The organism is Shewanella subflava, from assembly GCF_025971955.1.
In the GTDB taxonomy this organism is placed as follows: domain Bacteria; phylum Pseudomonadota; class Gammaproteobacteria; order Enterobacterales; family Shewanellaceae; genus Shewanella; species Shewanella subflava.
In genome coordinates, this window is sequence record NZ_JAPDMX010000028.1 from 414104 (window position 1) to 430164 (window position 16061).

Consider the following 16061-nt stretch of genomic DNA (forward strand, 5'->3'; position numbering starts at 1 on the left):
TATAATCAAATCATGGAATATTGATATGAGCCCACATATGTTCTCTGAGTCAGTAAATTATTGGATGCCACTTGTTGCGGTAGGTTTTGCGTTTGTAGTGTGTTTTGGAATGATTACGATATTCATTTTGAAGCAAAAACAAGAAGAGCGAAAAGTTACCGAAACAAAATAGCAACCAAGTACACCACCTAACCCAAGAGGGACACGCCCTCTAGGGATTGTGTTCCTCTAAATTTTGGAGAAACACAATGAATAACCTATCTATTAAAGCGCATTTAAACGACCTTGCATTTATTGGAGGCTGTTATGAATAATCGCAAACAACAATCTTCTAAAGCTGCTTACTTACTTACTCTCTCTAATACAAGAAGGGGACATTTGAGCTAAATGACTAAGCTGTTTTTTGCTAGGTATGGCTAAGTTAAGTAATTTTGCTTTCCCTAGTCGACTGTGCAATCGCTCTGGTAAATATTTGAATTCAGGAATAAGTAATGCTGGCTTGATGAGCGCAAGAGTAGACATGATTGGTTCAGCTTCCTCATAAATAATGAGCGATGCATTTAACTTTAATGATGCATCATAGCTGAGAATACTTTCAATAATAGGCATTGCTGCCAATATAAAATACTGTCCTTCTTTTTCGTGTTTCAATACAGGTATGGGACATGAATCAAGCACACATTGAAGTTGTTCAACTGAAAGAAATTGAATATCTGGAAGTTTTGACTGCGTTAATCTGTCACCTGATAGTAAAGTAACCAGATTCGGATGGAGGTGCAATTGAAGCGAGTTTAGCGGCAACTTTTTTGTCTTTGGCATAACGATATTTTCCTAAATCATCCCATTTCCCTATTTATAATTGATGATTTCACCCTGTAAAAACTTATCTCTTGGTAAGACTAATAACTCCAGTCCAACCCCCCTTAGGGCTTTACCTAAAACTAATGCGCTAGCTTTCGATTTATCTCCCTCAATCTCAGATAATGCCTTCCTTGTAATGCCAACCATTTTGGCATATTGCTCTTGATTAGCGAATAGCATTTCAGTACGCAACCTTTGCAAAGCCTTACCCGTCGTGATCTGACTGGTAATAAGCTCAATGCAAATACTTTTCATAAGCTCATCTTTGACAGAGCTCGGCAATTTTTTACGCTTAGCAGCAAGTGGTAGTCGGCCATGACGATTATCTTGGGCTAACATTTTGGCCTTTTCTGTCATAGTATTTTCCAGGTTTTGAATTTCTTCTCTAAATTTTCATACCCCATACTTGGGAAAGAGAGAATAGACTGGGGAACACCTCGGTTTCCCAGCCTTTGCTTGAGTTCAACTAATTCTATTGCTGTTTGAGCCAATGCATCTAAAAGGGCTTTTGGCTCAATAAGATCTGCAAGACTATTAGTGATTTTAACAAAGTCATATTGTCCACCTAATTCAAGGCCCGCCCCCCATATAAAAGTCCTTGATATCACTTCTGGATCGGCTTTCATGGGGGCAAAGTCGTAGATAGGCGCGAGGGATACGTGATTGTTCTGCTTGATGAATGACGTATTACGACCGTGATTATCGGAATTACCAAAAGCAATATTAAGCAAGTCCCTGCGAACCCACTCGATAACAAACGAGGCTATTCCATCCTCTACATCGAGAAACGTTGTTGTTTCACTGTTATCGCTTTTTAAAGTAAACACTTCTATCAAAGCGCGGATCACCTTGCCATGATCCATCATAGTCGCTGGAGCAACATCTAGGACAGAGTAAACTGACTCCATACCAAGCAATTGCTGTTTATTGCCTATTGTTGCAACATCGAACCTTGGCAACCAAAGTGATGGACCTCGCTCGCTCTCTATCAACCGCATTTCATCAATGGGTATAGTATCGTAACCAAGCGCGTTAAGTTCGTGATAGAAGTGAAACTCAGCCCTTAAAATATCGTGGTCGATACTTGCAGTTCCTCTTGGAAATTTAACTAAGTATCGGGTGTCTAGATTACTTGGATTATCTTGAAAGGTATCGATCCACACTCTGTCATCTGGATCACAACGAAGGAGTAATTTAGGCGCCGCACCACCAGCACCTGACGCACCGCCGGCAGCGGCTCCATTGGCCTGTGCGTATTCGATAAAGTCGACTTCAAGCCTACAGACATCCTCAACGCTAAATGTTACTGGTATTGGGTTAATAATAATAGCAGGTATCGACTCTTTCACCCTGATATTGCCTATCGGTGCGATAGTACCTTGAGATAACAGGATAAAATTCCTGGTAAGCTTATCTTCATCGAGCAAGCGCAGTGTTCGTAGCCAATATTTACGACTTGAGCCTGCGGGAATAATGTCATCTAAAAAACGAAACCAGTTTGTATTATTTCGATAGGGCATGGTGTCGTTTGGCAAAGTGACGCTGGTTGCGGTTTCTGCAAAATCATTATAGTGTGTAAACACATGATCTGTTTCATAGTCCAGTCGACAAAAGCTTGAATCAAGGTGTTCTGCAAACTCGATAGTCGCAACATCATGCCACTCAAAAGCGTAGTTAATTTGAATTGTAATTGCTTTAGGCATAATGAATCCATTTCGGTTCAATAAAGAGTGTAAAACTAATTTATTGAAACAATATTAGCACACAAAATAGCTATTACACTATTTATTGACACGATTTTAGCTCAAAAAGTCAAGCGCCATTTTGTGAATACAAAATTAGTTACAGTCTCTGATGAGGTTAATTTCTAGGATGTTTTCTATCCTCTGTTTTTTACCACTCCAAATGTATTTGTAATGTCCACCTTGTACTGGGATAGTTACAGCTCTAGGTTTAAACGCAGCAACACATTCACCACCTTCATCACGAACACTTCTATACAACAAGCCATTACTCCCTTGTGCACGGATCTCCTTTGCGAACTCTTGAGGCGCTGCGTAATCGTCAGTATATAAATGCTCAAACTCCTCACCCCTAACATCATGGAGTTCAAGCGCTATTTTATTGATATAGCAACGCATCGTTAATTCAGTATCAGGCTCATTAGTCGCCGCCAGAAACTTTTCTCGATGGTAAATCGTCTCAGAAAATGCTGTATTTAAATCTCTTGCCCCGTAATAAACACCGAACTCTATTCCATCAGTGAATCGAGTAGGAATGGAAATATGAGTAAATGCAGCCATGACAGGTGTCGAGCCAGGGCCAGAAACTCTCTCTTCCTCAGGTACAAGCGCCAAATCACCAATTTCTTCTCTGAGCCTGTCATTAGTAATTGATTCTATTGCAAAAACGATCTCAAGCTCATCAGGAGAAGAAACATTTTCAAATAAATCGATGGGAGGGAAGTGACTGGGAACTAAGCGGTGCAACTTCTCCCAGTCAGGGAAGACTGTATTAACTTCGTTGGGCATCAAGGTATCTCCGCATATCGTTCAAGTGCATCATGCTCCCTTTTAGCATATAGGCTAGCGCCGATTCATTGTTAAAATGACTATTAGGTTTTTTGATCCAAGCATCTGCTTGCTCACGCGTTGGAAACAAAATACCTAGCGCCTTGTAAATACCCATGATGTAAGAAATTCTCTCCATCGTATCTACTGATAAACTTGATGCTTGTCCTTTTTTCCAATTATAAAAAGTTGTCGAACCAGGCTTACCAAGTAAAGTGATTTGATCTTGGTTTTTAACACTCCACTCATTCATGATGTTAAAAAACACCCTAAGTGCGACTTGAGCAGTTTTACTTGGGTTTTGAGCTAGCACCTTATTTTCTAATGCAGGCATGATGATTTCCCCTTTAACTTGTTAACTACAATATAGTTCCATTGTGGAGTCATTTCAACATTTACTACAAATTCGTAGTTAATTAAAGGAAAAGCCACATTCTGTGGCTTTCGACTTTCTCGACAGATTCGAGAAACTGGCTGTCCACAGCTATCAACAACAAGGTGAATTTTAGCAAACTCACTATAGATGGAGAATTTCGCGAAAGTTCGTTAAACAAATTCCCTTTTTGGGAAATTAATGTTGACTATTGATTTGTGCTTTCCCATAATGGGAATGGTCGGCAAAGGGGGTTCAATGCGAGTTTTATCTAGAGCAATATTGCGAGAGTTTTGGGAGCAGCCAAAGTATGCTGACTCTGAATCGGCACTTAAAGTGTGGCATTACGAAGCCAAGCACGCAAATTGGCAGACGCCACAAGATATTAAGGCACTGTACCGTAATGCATCTTTTGTTGGTAACAATCGAGTGGTGTTCAATATTCACGGCAATAAATACAGACTGATCACCGCAATAAATTATAAATTTTCGATGGTCTATGTGCGCTTTGTAGGTACTCATGCTGAGTATGACAGGATAGACGCAACAACTATTTAAAAGAGGTCGATATGCAAGTTAAACCAATTAAAACAGCAGAAGATAACCGAACAGCATTAGCCCGTATTGAGCAGCTTTGGGATGCTGAACCAAACACTCCAGAGGGTGATGAGTTAGAAGTGCTTGCCACTCTAGTAGAAGCCTTTGAAGAGGCTAATTACCCGATTGATATACCTGATCCGATTGAAGCAATTCGCTTTCGCATGGAGCAACAAGGTCTAGAAGATAAAGATTTACTTCCGTTCCTAGGTACACGAAGCCGTGTAACCGAAATTCTAAAGCGTCAGCGTCGATTGACGCTCAATATGATCCGCAAGCTAAATGAGGGGCTAAAAATACCTTTGGATTGCCTTGTGAAAGACTACCAATTGGTTAAGTGAATAAAAAAGTAATTGCAGTAAAACTATGTTTACCACAGTGCCCCCCTTAGCTATTAGAAAAAGCAACTCAGCGGTCTTGAGCGACAACGACTAAGAGAATAAGGAGCTGTGTCAATATTGACGGAGTTTAAAACCTGGCTGGAAAAACAACAGGTACTTCCCAAAGGCTATTCAGACAAAGCCATTACCTATGTACTAAACCAATGGCCAAAATTATTAACTTATCTTGATGATGGTGATATCAGATCTAAAAACGGATGGTACTGCGAAAAGTGTAATGCAAGGATCTATCGGTGAACGCATTCACCGATTTGTCACTGCCCAACCCACTTTGGCAGAGTTGATTGTTGGATCTATCGGTGAACGCATTCACCGATTTGTCACTGCCCAACTCACTTTGGCAGAGTTGATTGTTGGATCTATCGGTGAACGTATTCACCGATTTTTCACTGATTAATTCAAGGAGGCAATCTCAATTGGCCATTTATCGGTGATTTTTTAAAGCAGTTTGGCTGAATAGGGTATTTATCGGTGAACGCATTCACCGATTTGTCACTGCCCAACCCACTTTGGCAGAGTTAATTGTTGGAACTATCGGTGAACGTATTCACCGATTTTTCAGTGTCTAACCCACTTGACGTGGTTTAATTGATACGACTACGCCAGTTAAGAGATAATTGATTTAACCGGAGATTGAAATGAAAACACGTAAATTCTATTCAAAAGAGTTCAAGCTTGATGCCATTGCACTGGTAAGAGAGCAAAATGACAAGTATTGCTGAAGCCGCTAGAAATTTAGAGCTCACTCCGCAACTACTTGGTCGCTGGATAAAAGGAGCAGAAAATGATGATGGTCATGCATTTAGAGGCAATGGCAAGCTAAAGGCTGATCGGGTCAACTCCTATTGGTGCGCAAAATTCACATTTTAGTCTCAGAAAAAGACGAGGTTAAATTGTCTCAAATGGCCATTATCAGACAAAAAGATGTCTCAGTGTTAGTGGGTTTTTGTTGTAAGTGGTTGAATATAAACAAGAATAGCAATTGCGGTATAAAAGCCGAATAGACGTAACTATTTATTAAAAATTTAAAAATTTGAAATTTACAGGTTATCAATCGCCTAGTGCACGACGCAATTACCCCGGTGACAAACATGATAAAATTCAGCTTTATTAATAGGCTGGCTTGCAAAATAATCGTGGTAGAACCGTTCATATTCAGGTGTGTCCTTGAAAGCTTTCAAGGTATCGGAAAACTGAGTAGCAAATTGTTCAGAAATACGTCGTTTATTAAAAATTAAATATAATTTTGTCTTGTAAACAGGCTGAGTTAACAAGGGCATTAACTCATCATTTAGCCCCATCTTTTCCAATATCGTTAACGCATTGGCATATTCTGCAATGGCATAGTCAATTCGTCCAGAGCGTAACTTGATAAAATTTTGCTCATCATTACTGACGGTTTCATAATTGTTTTCTTTTTTTAAAAACGCCCAAAACGCCGGGGTATAGGCATATTGCCTGACAACACCGATGGTTTTGCCCTTTAAGTCATTTAAAGTGGCAAAGGTCAGCCTATTTTTATCTTTTTGACGGATAAACAGGACCCATTTTGAATCGATTAATGGTTCCGCTGGGAAATAACATGCTGTTTGTCGTTCTGTATTCGAACTTAGACTGAATGCGGCATCAATGTGACCATGTAAAATATGATGCTCTAATCGTGCAAAGGGATAGCGGAAGATCTTGCCTTCGATCTTCACATCCATACGCTTCAAAACTGCTTCGACGACTTGTTTACTGAAACCATGGGTTACAAAATCCTTTTCGGCCAGTTCATAGGGCGGCCAATGATCGCTTCCGATAGTCAGTCTGATCTCTCCGGAAACAGGCGTCGGCATAAAAAGCTGCGTAACATTGCAAGCGATTAATAAAATGGCATATTTCATTGTTACCTCTTAAAAAATACGTAACCGGAAGTCTTAAGATGTACGTCATGAACACAATCTAGCTAAACCGATGTTACTTGTTTTATAGAGCAGTTTGCGGATATATGCCAATTCAAGCGTTAGCTTAAGTCGTGAGCGGTCGTTATTCACAAAAGGTTAATGCTATTGTTTAATCCTCACGTTGCAATCGCAAATAAAAATGGCCTTGAGAGATATACTCAGATCAGTAATACGTTAATGAACTTTGCCCACCCCAGGCCAATATCGGCAGCCTGTTACCTTAGAATGTTAACAATGAGGCGTTGCTTCCAGACGGGTATGTGCAAAGCGTTAACTATCTTTTGAACATTTTTATGCGTTTTTGAAATACGCAACTAAGCTTATCGTCATCGGTGGGCTTAACTCCTTTTTCCATTAACTTCTGAGCATATCCAGCGTTGCTTATCAGCTGAAGCTAAATAGGCGTTTTTTTACTTATTATAATCAATCTAAGTTCGAACCGACGCCATTCGCGTTGCGAACCACGAAAGCTTGCTCGGTTCAACTGAACTCAGTCATCCTAGTTAAGCCCGTCAATCGACTTCGTTTAAGGGCTGTGCAATACGGTCAAATTCATCCAACCGATAGAAGATCGAGTCGGTGCTTCTTTGTCAAAACCTCGATGTTTACCAAGCCAAGATAGGTTCTCGTTGACAAATTCTTTGATAGTTGACCAACCAGCACAATTTGAATCGTTCTCGGCTAAAACAAGAAAATGATTATCTACTAAATCATGGTCGAGATGATGTAAGAGCGAGGGGGCGATAAGTTTCAAGTGTCCAAATATGGTCATGGATTAAGTTCAGGAGAATTATATGCTCAATAAAATCATGCCGATACGAAAAATCCGTACTGTTACATGTTAATAGAGTGTGAGATCTCCCTGTCTTTTAGGGCCGATTCAAAGTCATCTTATTCAGCGGGAAACTTTTTTCTTCGGGGAATTTGGTATTCCCTCAATGTTATGCACTAAACTTAATTTATGCGTTTTTAGCTTAAATATTGGCTACTTACAAAGGAGTAAAAGTAATGATAACAACCTCTCCTCTGTCACATTCTTTTTTACATAAAATATTTTGTGTGGTCTTGATTTTATGTGGTCTCGTCATAATCAAGCCTGCCATTTCAGCTACCGTGACAATTGATTTGTCTACATTGGGTATACCTGATGGAACTTCAATAAATCGAAATACCTTTGATGGTGGTGTTGATGATTTTATGTATGAAAAAGATGGTTTTTTGTTTTTTGGCGATGACAACAATAATGGTTCGCCAGATAATGCAAGTCTAAAATATACCGCCCCAGGGATAAACGGAGCTCAAGGAGGGGTTTGGTATGAGGCAAATAATCCATTCGATAATCCAGATGTTCGTTTTATAGTTAAAAAAGCCGATGGACAAGAATTTAATTTTCAAAGTCTTACTGTTACTGAGAACACTGGAGAAAATCGAAGTTTATTTGTTCAAGGTTACAAAGATAGTTTTACCGTATCCGCTGCTTATGTAGTTATTCCTTTTGCGCCAAATCAACCAATAGATGTAAACCTGCCCGCCAGCTTTTTGGATGTAGATGAAGTACGATTTTATTCAACTGGTATATTCTTTTTTTCAACTTTTTATAACGGGTTTGGTACAGAATTTTTATTTGATAAATTCGTTTTTGAAGTTGCATCAGCGGCCACCCCAGTGATTACTAGTGGCACTTATAATGCTAGTACTGGCGTATTGTCAGTAACTGCAGAGAATATTACAGGCGGGGATACCATAGATGTCAATACACTCACTCTCACAGGTCGTAATAACGGGACTTATACGCTGACCAGTGCAAATGTCACAGCCTCTAGTGCTACATCGTTTTTAGTGACTTTAAATGACGATGACAAATTGGCCATCAATGGTTTATTAAATAAAAATGGCACAAGTTCTACCAATGCAACTACATATAACTTAGCTGCAGCTGCAAATTGGAATTCAACCGTTTCTGCACCAGAAGATTTAACGGGTAATGAGATTACGGTTTCAAATGTCGCCGCACCGACCATTACATCAGCTGCTTATGATAGTAGTACACATACTTTGACTGTAACGGGAACTAACTTCGTTTCAGTATTAGGGGCTAATAATGATATTGATATTAGTCTATTAACGATTACAGGCGAGGGTGGTTCTACTCATACGTTTACTTCGCCGGATGTCGAAGTCACAAGTCAGACAGCATTTTCAGTGACCTTAAATTCTACAGATTATGCCATTGTTGAGACCATTCTTAATAATGATAGCACTAGCTCAACCAGTGGCACGATTTATAACCTCGCTGCAGCGGATGATTGGAATTCTGATATCACAGACGGCAATATTGAGGATGTAACCAATACTATCACTGTATCGAACGTTCCATTACCCGTCATATCGAGTGCGACGTATGATGCCATTTCGGGTGTGTTTGTTATTTCTGGAACGGGTTTTCTTCAATACGCAGGGGCTACGAATGACATCAATGTGGCTAAATTCACTATAAGTGGTGATTCGAGTAGTTACACGCTGACGTCCTCTGATGTTGAGATTACATCAGGCACTAGCTTTTCATTGACATTAAATGCAACGGATAAAAGTGCCTTAATTAGTCGACTTAATAAAAATGGTACGATTTCAGATGGCACTACAAGCTATAATTTCGCGGCTGCAGAGGATTGGAACCGTGGTGCAGAACCGAGTGCTTTTATTGCAGATTTAGTCGGAAATCCTATCACTGTAAGTAATTTTGCTAATGTTCCAGATGCGCCTACGATGGTGACAGCTTCCGCCGGAGATACTCAAGCGATTATTACATTTAGCGCACCAGTCAATAATGGTGGTGCGGCCATCACCAGTTATACGGTGACCTCCAGCCCCGGCGGCTTGACTGCAACGGGTGCTAGTTCTCCATTAACCGTAAACGGTTTAACTAACACTACCCCATATACCTTCATTGTAACGGCGACCAATGCCATTGGGACAAGCAGTAGTTCAAGCGCATCTAACAGCGTAACACCTAAACAAAGCCAAACCATTACTTTTAATAACCCCGGTGCGCAAAACTTTGGCACCAGTCCGGTATTAAGTGCATCCGCGACATCCAGTTTAACGCCGCTATTTAGCTCCTCGACCACTGGGGTGTGTACTGTCACCAGCGGCGGTGTGTTAACTTTTGTCACTGCTGGTACTTGTACCATTGATGCAAATCAAGCAGGAAATGCAAATTACTTGGCTGCACCCACTGTCAGTCAGAGTTTTAGTGTGAATGGCGTTGTCGCTGGTTCGCCTACTATTGTGAGCGCGACTGCCGGTGATACTCAAGCAACGGTCACATTTACGCCCCCAGGAAGCAATGGTGGTACAGCTATCACTGCTTATACTGTCACTTCTAATCCAGGTAGTTTCACTGCAACGGGCGGGGGATCACCCTTAACAGTAACAGGGTTGACCAACGGTACTGCCTACACCTTCAGTGTCACCGCCACTAATTCCGCTGGTGTGAGCAGCAGCTCAAACGTTTCTAACAGCGTAACACCTAAACAAAGCCAAACCATTACTTTTAATAACCCAGGTGCGCAAAACTTTAATACGTCAGTTACTTTATCAGCAACCGCTGATTCAGGCCTAACTCCCACCTTTTCGTCAACCACCACTGTGGTGTGTACCATCACCAGCGGCGGTGTGTTAACGTTTATCACCACAGGCACCTGTACCATTAATGCCAATCAAGCAGGTAATGCGGCTTATGCGGCTGCGCCAGAAGTGACGCAAAGCTTTACCGTCAATGGCGTGGCGGCAGATGCGCCCATTATCGGCACAGCGACCGCCGGAGATGGCGAGGCAACGATAAGCTTTAGCGCACCGACCAATAATGGCGGCGTGGCTATCACGGGTTATACGATGACCTCCAGCCCAGGCGGCTTGACTGCTACGGGCACAGGTTCGCCCATTACCGTCACAGGGTTGACCAACGGCACCGCCTATACCTTTAGTGTGACCGCCACCAATGCCATTGGGGCAAGCAGTAGTTCAAGTGCGTCAAACAGCGTGACGCCACAGGGCAGTCAAACGATTACCTTTAATAACCCCGGTGCGCAAAACTTTGGCTCCAGTCCGGTATTAAGTGCCTCCGCGACATCCAGTTTAACGCCGGTGTTTACCTCATCAACCCCCAGCGTCTGTACCATCACCAGTGGTGGTGCATTAACCTTTATCACCACAGGCACCTGTACCATTAATGCCAATCAAGCGGGTAATGCGGCTTATGCGGCTGCGCCAGAGGTAACGCAAAGCTTTACCGTCAATGGCGTGGCGGCAGATGCGCCCATTATCGGCACTGCGACTGCGGGAGATGGCGAGGTAACGATAAGCTTTAGCGCACCGACCAATAATGGCGGCGTGGCTATCACAGGCTATACGGTGACCTCCAGCCCAGGCGGATTAACTGTTACGGGCACAGGTTCACCCATTACCGTCACAGGGTTGACCAACGGCACCGCCTATACTTTTAGTGTGACCGCCACCAATGCCATTGGGGCAAGCAGTAGTTCAAGTGCGTCAAACAGCGTGACGCCCAAAGGCACTCAAACGATTACCTTTAATAACCCCGGTGCGCAAAACTTTGGCTCCAGTCCGGTATTAAGTGCCTCCGCGACATCCAGTTTAACGCCGGTGTTCACCTCATCAACCCCCAGCGTCTGTACCATCACCAGTGGTGGTGCATTAACCTTTATCACCACAGGCACCTGTACCATTAATGCCAATCAAGCGGGTAATGCGGCTTATGCGGCTGCGCCAGAGGTAACGCAAAGCTTTACCGTCAATGGCGTGGCGGCAGATGCGCCCATTATCGGCACTGCGACTGCGGGAGATGGCGAGGCAACGATAAGCTTTAGCGCACCGACCAATAATGGCGGCGTGGCTATCACAGGCTATACGGTGACCTCCAGCCCAGGCGGATTAACTGTTACGGGCACAGGTTCACCCATTACCGTCACAGGGTTGACCAACGGCACCGCCTATACTTTTAGTGTGACCGCCACCAATGCCATTGGGGCAAGCAGTAGTTCAAGTGCGTCAAACAGCGTGACGCCCAAAGGCACTCAAACGATTACCTTTAATAACCCAGGTGCGCAAAACTTTGGCACCAGTCCGACATTAAGTGCCACCGCGACATCCAGTTTAACGCCGCTATTTACCTCCTCGACCACTGGGGTGTGTACTGTCACCAGCGGCGGTGTGTTAACTTTTGTCACTGCTGGTACTTGTACCATCAGCGCGAACGAGTCAGGTAATGCGTTTTATACCGCGGCACCAGAAGTGACGCAAAGCTTTACCGTCAATGGCGTGGCGGCAGATGCGCCCATTATCGGCACTGCGACCGCGGGAGATGGCGAGGCAACGATAAGCTTTAGCGCACCGAGCAACAATGGCGGCGCGGTTATCACAGGTTACACGGTGACCTCCAACCCAGGCGGCTTGACTGCAACGGGAACAGGTTCGCCATTGACCGTGACCGGATTAATCAACGGCACAGCCTACACCTTCAGTGTCACCGCGACCAATGCCATTGGGGCAAGCAGTAGTTCAAGTGCGTCAAACAGTGTGACACCAAATGGTGCACCGATAATTAGTTCTTCTCCAATATTAAACACTGATCAGAATGCGAATTATGTTTACACCTTGACTGCAGTGGATAGTGTCGGTGACACCCTCACGTTCACTGCTTTAAAACTTCCGGCTTGGTTGAGTTTTAACCCTGTAACCGCTGTGGTAACAGGTACTCCTAAACGTGCTGATGTTGGAGAACATGTTGTTGAATTAAAAGTAACTGATAAAGCGGGGTTATTTGCAATTCAAACGTACATTTTAGTTGTTAATCCAGTCAATAGCGCACCTGTAGCGAATGATGCGAGTATCATTTTAGAAGAAGATACTTCAAGTTTAATTAGCTTCACTGCGGTTGACGAAGATGATGATCCTCTCCAATTTGAAGTGGTTACAGAGCCCAGCTCAGGAACTTTAGAGCATCATGGTTCATTATGGCTATATACTCCAGATGCGGACTTTAATGGTAGCGATAGCATAACGTTTATTGCCAAAGATGCAGAATTGAGCTCGGATGTTGGGGTGATTAGCATTGAAGTGACAGCAATAAATGATGAACCCATTGCTGTTGATGATGAGTTTGTCCGAGAAGTATCAGACAATGATTATATTCTGTCGGTTTTAGATAATGACATCGATGTTGATGGTGACACATTGTTAATAGAAGGTGCTGCCGCTGAACTTGGAACCGTGCAAATAGAGGGATCATTACTCAAGTATCAAGCACCTAAAGGTTTTGTGGGGCCTGTTTCAATGAGATATTCGATCTCCGATGGTCAAAAAGGTCGAAGTCATGCCAAGGTGCAATTACTTATCACAGGTTCAAATTCAGTCGATGCGCCTGTCATTACTGTGCCACCGGAAGTGATAGCGAATGCCACAGGACTCAAAACCAAGTTGAAAATTGGTGTTGCGACAGCAGTAGATAAAGATGGCAAAAAACTGGCTGTTTCGCTAATCAATACGGATCAAGTATTTACCCCTGGGAAGCATTTTGCCTATTGGCAGGCAACTGACAGTTATGGTCTGACTTCAATAAAGGCGCAAAATGTTATCGTAAATCCTTTGGTATCAATTAATAGTCCGTTAATGGTATCTGAAGGCAATGAAGCTAACGTAACCGTTTTCTTGAATGGTGAATCTCCGCATTACCCTTTACATATTCCTTATACTGTTGGTGGTGTCGCGGATTCAAATGATCATGATTTAGTGGCGGGAGAGTTTGTGATTAACTCAGGCCTTTCAGCTAACTTCGTCTTCAATATTTTTGATGATGGTATAGCTGAAACAGATGAGGAGATAACCGTTAGTTTAGCGCCAACTGTCAATCTTAGTGCGAATAATGTTGCAAAACTAATGATTACCGAGGCTAACATAGCCCCTAAAGTCAGTGTTGTGATCTCACAAGCTGATGAAGTGAGAACCATAGTCAATAAGCAGGATGGCAAGGTCTATATTAAGGCTGAAAGCCTTGATGTAAATCCTCAAGACAATCTTTCTGAAGAGTGGTCACTAGGCGCTATTGTGTTGGAGACTGATGATCAAGGTCATTACTTTGACCCGCTTCTTTTAGATTCGGGCAGTTACCCAATAAGCCTTAAAGTCACCGACGATGGAGAGCCACAATTATCTACTGAAGTGCAAATGACTTTATTACTAAAAGATGAGTTTTCTGCACTCACTAGTGGTGATTCAGATGGGGATTTAATTCCAGATGTTCAGGAAGGCTTTGTTGATTTAGATGGGAATGGTATTCCTGATTATCTTGATGCTTCTAATGGATGCCATGTTATCCAACTTGATCCGCCTATTAATCGTATTGCCCCGGTTTTAGCCGAAAGTGAACCTGGGACTTGCTTAGGGCTCGGTAATACGGCAATGAATCATGGTAATGATGGCATAGGCATTCCGTTAGATGTCGTTTCAGACGATGATGAAGTCTTGTTTTCGAAAGGCCTTTTTGATTTCAATATAAACAATCTGCCAGCTAGAGGGGCGACAGTTACTATCGCCATCCCTCAGGTGCTGCCTATACCAATCAATGCTGTATATCGTAAATTTAATCAAGGAAAGTGGACTACTTTTGTTGAGAATGCTGACAATTCAGTGAGTTCCAGTGCCGGTCAATTGGGTTATTGCCCGCCCCCTGGAGCCGCTGATTGGCAACCAGGGTTAACTGAGGGGCATTGGTGTGTGCTGTTATCCATCGAAGATGGTGGACCAAATGATGGTGATGGTACTGTGAATGGCGAAATTGTTGATCCAGGTGGTGTTGCTGTGATGCGGAATAACAACCTTTCTCCTGTTGCAGTTGCAGATGAGGTGATTGTGCCAATGAACCAAAATGCAGATATTGACGTGTTACAAAACGACATAGATGCTGATGGCGATACTCTGACCATTCAACAAGTGAGTAGTCAGTTTGGTGACGTTATTGTGCAAGATAATCAAATCATGACTTATATTCCTGCTGATGAGTTTATAGGTACCGATACATTGCTGTATAGCATCAGTGATGGTAAAGGTGGCACTGCATATACTGAACTTACCGTTACCGTGGTGGCAAATCGGGAGCCGATAGCAGTGGATGATATTGCCAGCACAGATGATAAAACTGTTTTAATATTGGATGTGCTAAGCAATGATAGCGACCCAGATAACCAAGAATTAAGCTTGATCGCTGTGAGTGCCCAACAAGGGAGTGTCATGATACAAAATAACCTGCTTCACTATACCCCTAAAACGGGTTTTGAAGGGATCGACACGCTGAGTTACACCATCAGTGATGGTGAGGGAGGTGAGGCAACTGCTAATGTGATGGTTACCATTAAAGCTTACAAAGCCGTGGTGTTGGATAACCAATCTGGTGGTGGTAGCTTACACTGGTTGTCGAGTTGCCTGTTGTTTTTAATACTAATATTGCGCAAGTTTAAATTAAAACCAGATCCTCGATGTGTATTACAGAGAGAGCATTGGGTAGTGACTTGTTCTTGCGTTTTAGCATTATTGCTGGGTAGCAATTTGGCTCAAGCAAAGGATAGTGTATCTCCTTGGTATTTAGAGGCAAATATAAGTATTAATGAAACCGATGTGACCCAAAGATCACTTCAACAGCAAGTAACAGCGGTTGACATCAGCGGCTTTGACAACTCGGATGTAGGCATTGGTGTCACTGTTGGTTATCAAGTGACTTCGCTACTCGCCTTTGAAATAGGGTATGTCGATTTAGGAGATGGTTCGGCGCAGATCAGTGGAGAAACCCTAAATGAGCGTCAATTTCAAGAATCGCTGAAAACCGTGTCACCGGTATTAGCAAAAGGGGCGACAATCGGTGCAAGATTAACCTTAATTGAGTCTCAAGGATGGCGTTTTTCACTACCCTTTGGGGGATTTTTTTGGAAATCTGACATCAATAGTGATTTGCAAGGGCAGCGGATCACTACTGAGCTTGACGGAACTGACTTTTACACTGGTATGCATTTTAATTATGATTTTTATCCGCATTGGTCTATGGGGCTGGGGATTAATTATTACGCAATCTCTCCTAATGATATTTTAAGTTACCAACTGAATTTACGTAACCAATTCTAAGTATGGCACTTTTGGCATTAGGCGCTTAACGTTTTTTACGCCACAAAACGGGCATGTATGAAGTCAGGTCGACTAGCAACGTCACTTGTTGGGCTTATTGACGAAGTTGTTTATATGGTAA

Annotated in this window: 11 protein-coding genes and 3 pseudogenes; 7 read left to right on the forward strand and 7 right to left on the reverse strand. The window is 42.6% G+C overall.

What is annotated here, in order from left to right; genetic code table 11:
- Window positions 1-25: 25 nt before the first annotated feature.
- Window positions 26-172 (forward strand): hypothetical protein, encoded by a 147-nt coding sequence (locus OHT75_RS13545; RefSeq protein WP_264727458.1) that lies wholly within the window; start codon window positions 26-28, stop codon window positions 170-172.
- A 173-nt stretch (window positions 173-345) separates the two neighbouring features.
- On the opposite strand, the gene OHT75_RS13550 is transcribed toward OHT75_RS13545, so the two are convergent.
- The 5 genes from OHT75_RS13550 to OHT75_RS13570 all read right to left on the reverse strand — a co-directional run bounded on the left by OHT75_RS13550 (window position 346) and on the right by OHT75_RS13570 (window position 3765).
- Window positions 346-819 (reverse strand): hypothetical protein, encoded by a 474-nt coding sequence (locus tag OHT75_RS13550; protein ID WP_264727460.1) that lies wholly within the window; start codon window positions 817-819, stop codon window positions 346-348.
- A gap of 30 nt (window positions 820-849) precedes the next feature.
- A complete protein-coding gene (locus OHT75_RS13555) occupies window positions 850-1218 on the reverse strand; it encodes a helix-turn-helix domain-containing protein (protein WP_264727462.1) in 369 nt (122 codons plus the stop codon).
- A complete protein-coding gene (locus OHT75_RS13560; protein ID WP_264727464.1) occupies window positions 1215-2564 on the reverse strand; it encodes a type II toxin-antitoxin system HipA family toxin in 1350 nt (449 codons plus the stop codon). Before OHT75_RS13560 ends, OHT75_RS13555 begins: the two co-directional genes overlap by 4 nt.
- 135 nt (window positions 2565-2699) lie before the next feature.
- Entirely contained in the window at window positions 2700-3392 is a 693-nt protein-coding gene (locus tag OHT75_RS13565; RefSeq protein ID WP_264727466.1) for an RES family NAD+ phosphorylase, read from the reverse strand.
- Window positions 3376-3765 carry an MbcA/ParS/Xre antitoxin family protein gene (locus OHT75_RS13570; protein WP_264727468.1) on the reverse strand — a complete coding sequence of 130 codons (390 nt, stop codon included), beginning with the start codon at window positions 3763-3765 and terminating at the stop codon, window positions 3376-3378. Before OHT75_RS13570 ends, OHT75_RS13565 begins: the two co-directional genes overlap by 17 nt.
- Window positions 3766-4062: 297 nt before the next feature.
- Here OHT75_RS13570 and OHT75_RS13575 point away from each other — a divergent pair, with 297 nt between their 5' ends.
- The 5 genes and pseudogenes from OHT75_RS13575 to OHT75_RS13595 form a co-directional block, all read left to right on the forward strand.
- Entirely contained in the window at window positions 4063-4362 is a 300-nt protein-coding gene (locus tag OHT75_RS13575) for a type II toxin-antitoxin system HigB family toxin (RefSeq protein ID WP_264727469.1), read from the forward strand.
- 11 nt (window positions 4363-4373) lie between these two features.
- Window positions 4374-4742 carry a helix-turn-helix domain-containing protein gene (locus OHT75_RS13580; RefSeq protein ID WP_264727471.1) on the forward strand — a complete coding sequence of 123 codons (369 nt, stop codon included), beginning with the start codon at window positions 4374-4376 and terminating at the stop codon, window positions 4740-4742.
- Between the two features lie 60 nt (window positions 4743-4802).
- Window positions 4803-4997 (forward strand): annotated as a pseudogene (locus tag OHT75_RS13585) (IS66 family transposase); the annotation flags it as partial.
- Between the two features lie 22 nt (window positions 4998-5019).
- A complete protein-coding gene (locus OHT75_RS13590) occupies window positions 5020-5199 on the forward strand; it encodes a hypothetical protein (RefSeq protein ID WP_264727473.1) in 180 nt (59 codons plus the stop codon).
- A 241-nt stretch (window positions 5200-5440) separates the two neighbouring features.
- Window positions 5441-5636 (forward strand): annotated as a pseudogene (locus OHT75_RS13595) (transposase); the annotation flags it as partial.
- Window positions 5637-5860: 224 nt separating this feature from the next.
- Here the strand turns inward: OHT75_RS13595 and OHT75_RS13600 are convergent.
- Window positions 5861-6688: a substrate-binding periplasmic protein gene (locus OHT75_RS13600; RefSeq protein WP_264727475.1), complete on the reverse strand. Its 828-nt coding sequence runs from the start codon at window positions 6686-6688 to the stop codon at window positions 5861-5863.
- 622 nt (window positions 6689-7310) lie between these two features.
- Window positions 7311-7520: pseudogene (locus OHT75_RS13605) on the reverse strand (ISAs1-like element ISSba1 family transposase); the annotation flags it as partial.
- Window positions 7521-7756: 236 nt separating this feature from the next.
- Between OHT75_RS13605 and OHT75_RS13610 the strand changes: the two are divergent.
- Window positions 7757-15940 (forward strand): Ig-like domain-containing protein, encoded by an 8184-nt coding sequence (locus OHT75_RS13610; protein WP_264727477.1) that lies wholly within the window; start codon window positions 7757-7759, stop codon window positions 15938-15940.
- The last annotated feature ends 121 nt before the right edge of the window (window positions 15941-16061 follow it).

What these genes read in the sequence shown, in the direction of transcription:
- OHT75_RS13580 (WP_264727471.1), top strand. Translation starts at nt 4,374, where the DNA reads ATGCAAGTTAAACCAATTAAAACAGCAGAAGATAACCGAACAGCATTA.
- OHT75_RS13600 (WP_264727475.1), bottom strand. Translation starts at nt 6,688, where the DNA reads ATGAAATATGCCATTTTATTAATCGCTTGCAATGTTACGCAGCTTTTT.
- OHT75_RS13570 (WP_264727468.1), bottom strand. Translation starts at nt 3,765, where the DNA reads ATGCCTGCATTAGAAAATAAGGTGCTAGCTCAAAACCCAAGTAAAACT.
- OHT75_RS13610 (WP_264727477.1), top strand. Translation starts at nt 7,757, where the DNA reads ATGATAACAACCTCTCCTCTGTCACATTCTTTTTTACATAAAATATTT.
- OHT75_RS13575 (WP_264727469.1), top strand. Translation starts at nt 4,063, where the DNA reads ATGCGAGTTTTATCTAGAGCAATATTGCGAGAGTTTTGGGAGCAGCCA.
- OHT75_RS13590 (WP_264727473.1), top strand. Translation starts at nt 5,020, where the DNA reads ATGCAAGGATCTATCGGTGAACGCATTCACCGATTTGTCACTGCCCAA.
- OHT75_RS13550 (WP_264727460.1), bottom strand. Translation starts at nt 819, where the DNA reads ATGCCAAAGACAAAAAAGTTGCCGCTAAACTCGCTTCAATTGCACCTC.
- OHT75_RS13555 (WP_264727462.1), bottom strand. Translation starts at nt 1,218, where the DNA reads ATGACAGAAAAGGCCAAAATGTTAGCCCAAGATAATCGTCATGGCCGA.
- OHT75_RS13560 (WP_264727464.1), bottom strand. Translation starts at nt 2,564, where the DNA reads ATGCCTAAAGCAATTACAATTCAAATTAACTACGCTTTTGAGTGGCAT.
- OHT75_RS13545 (WP_264727458.1), top strand. Translation starts at nt 26, where the DNA reads ATGAGCCCACATATGTTCTCTGAGTCAGTAAATTATTGGATGCCACTT.
- OHT75_RS13565 (WP_264727466.1), bottom strand. Translation starts at nt 3,392, where the DNA reads ATGCCCAACGAAGTTAATACAGTCTTCCCTGACTGGGAGAAGTTGCAC.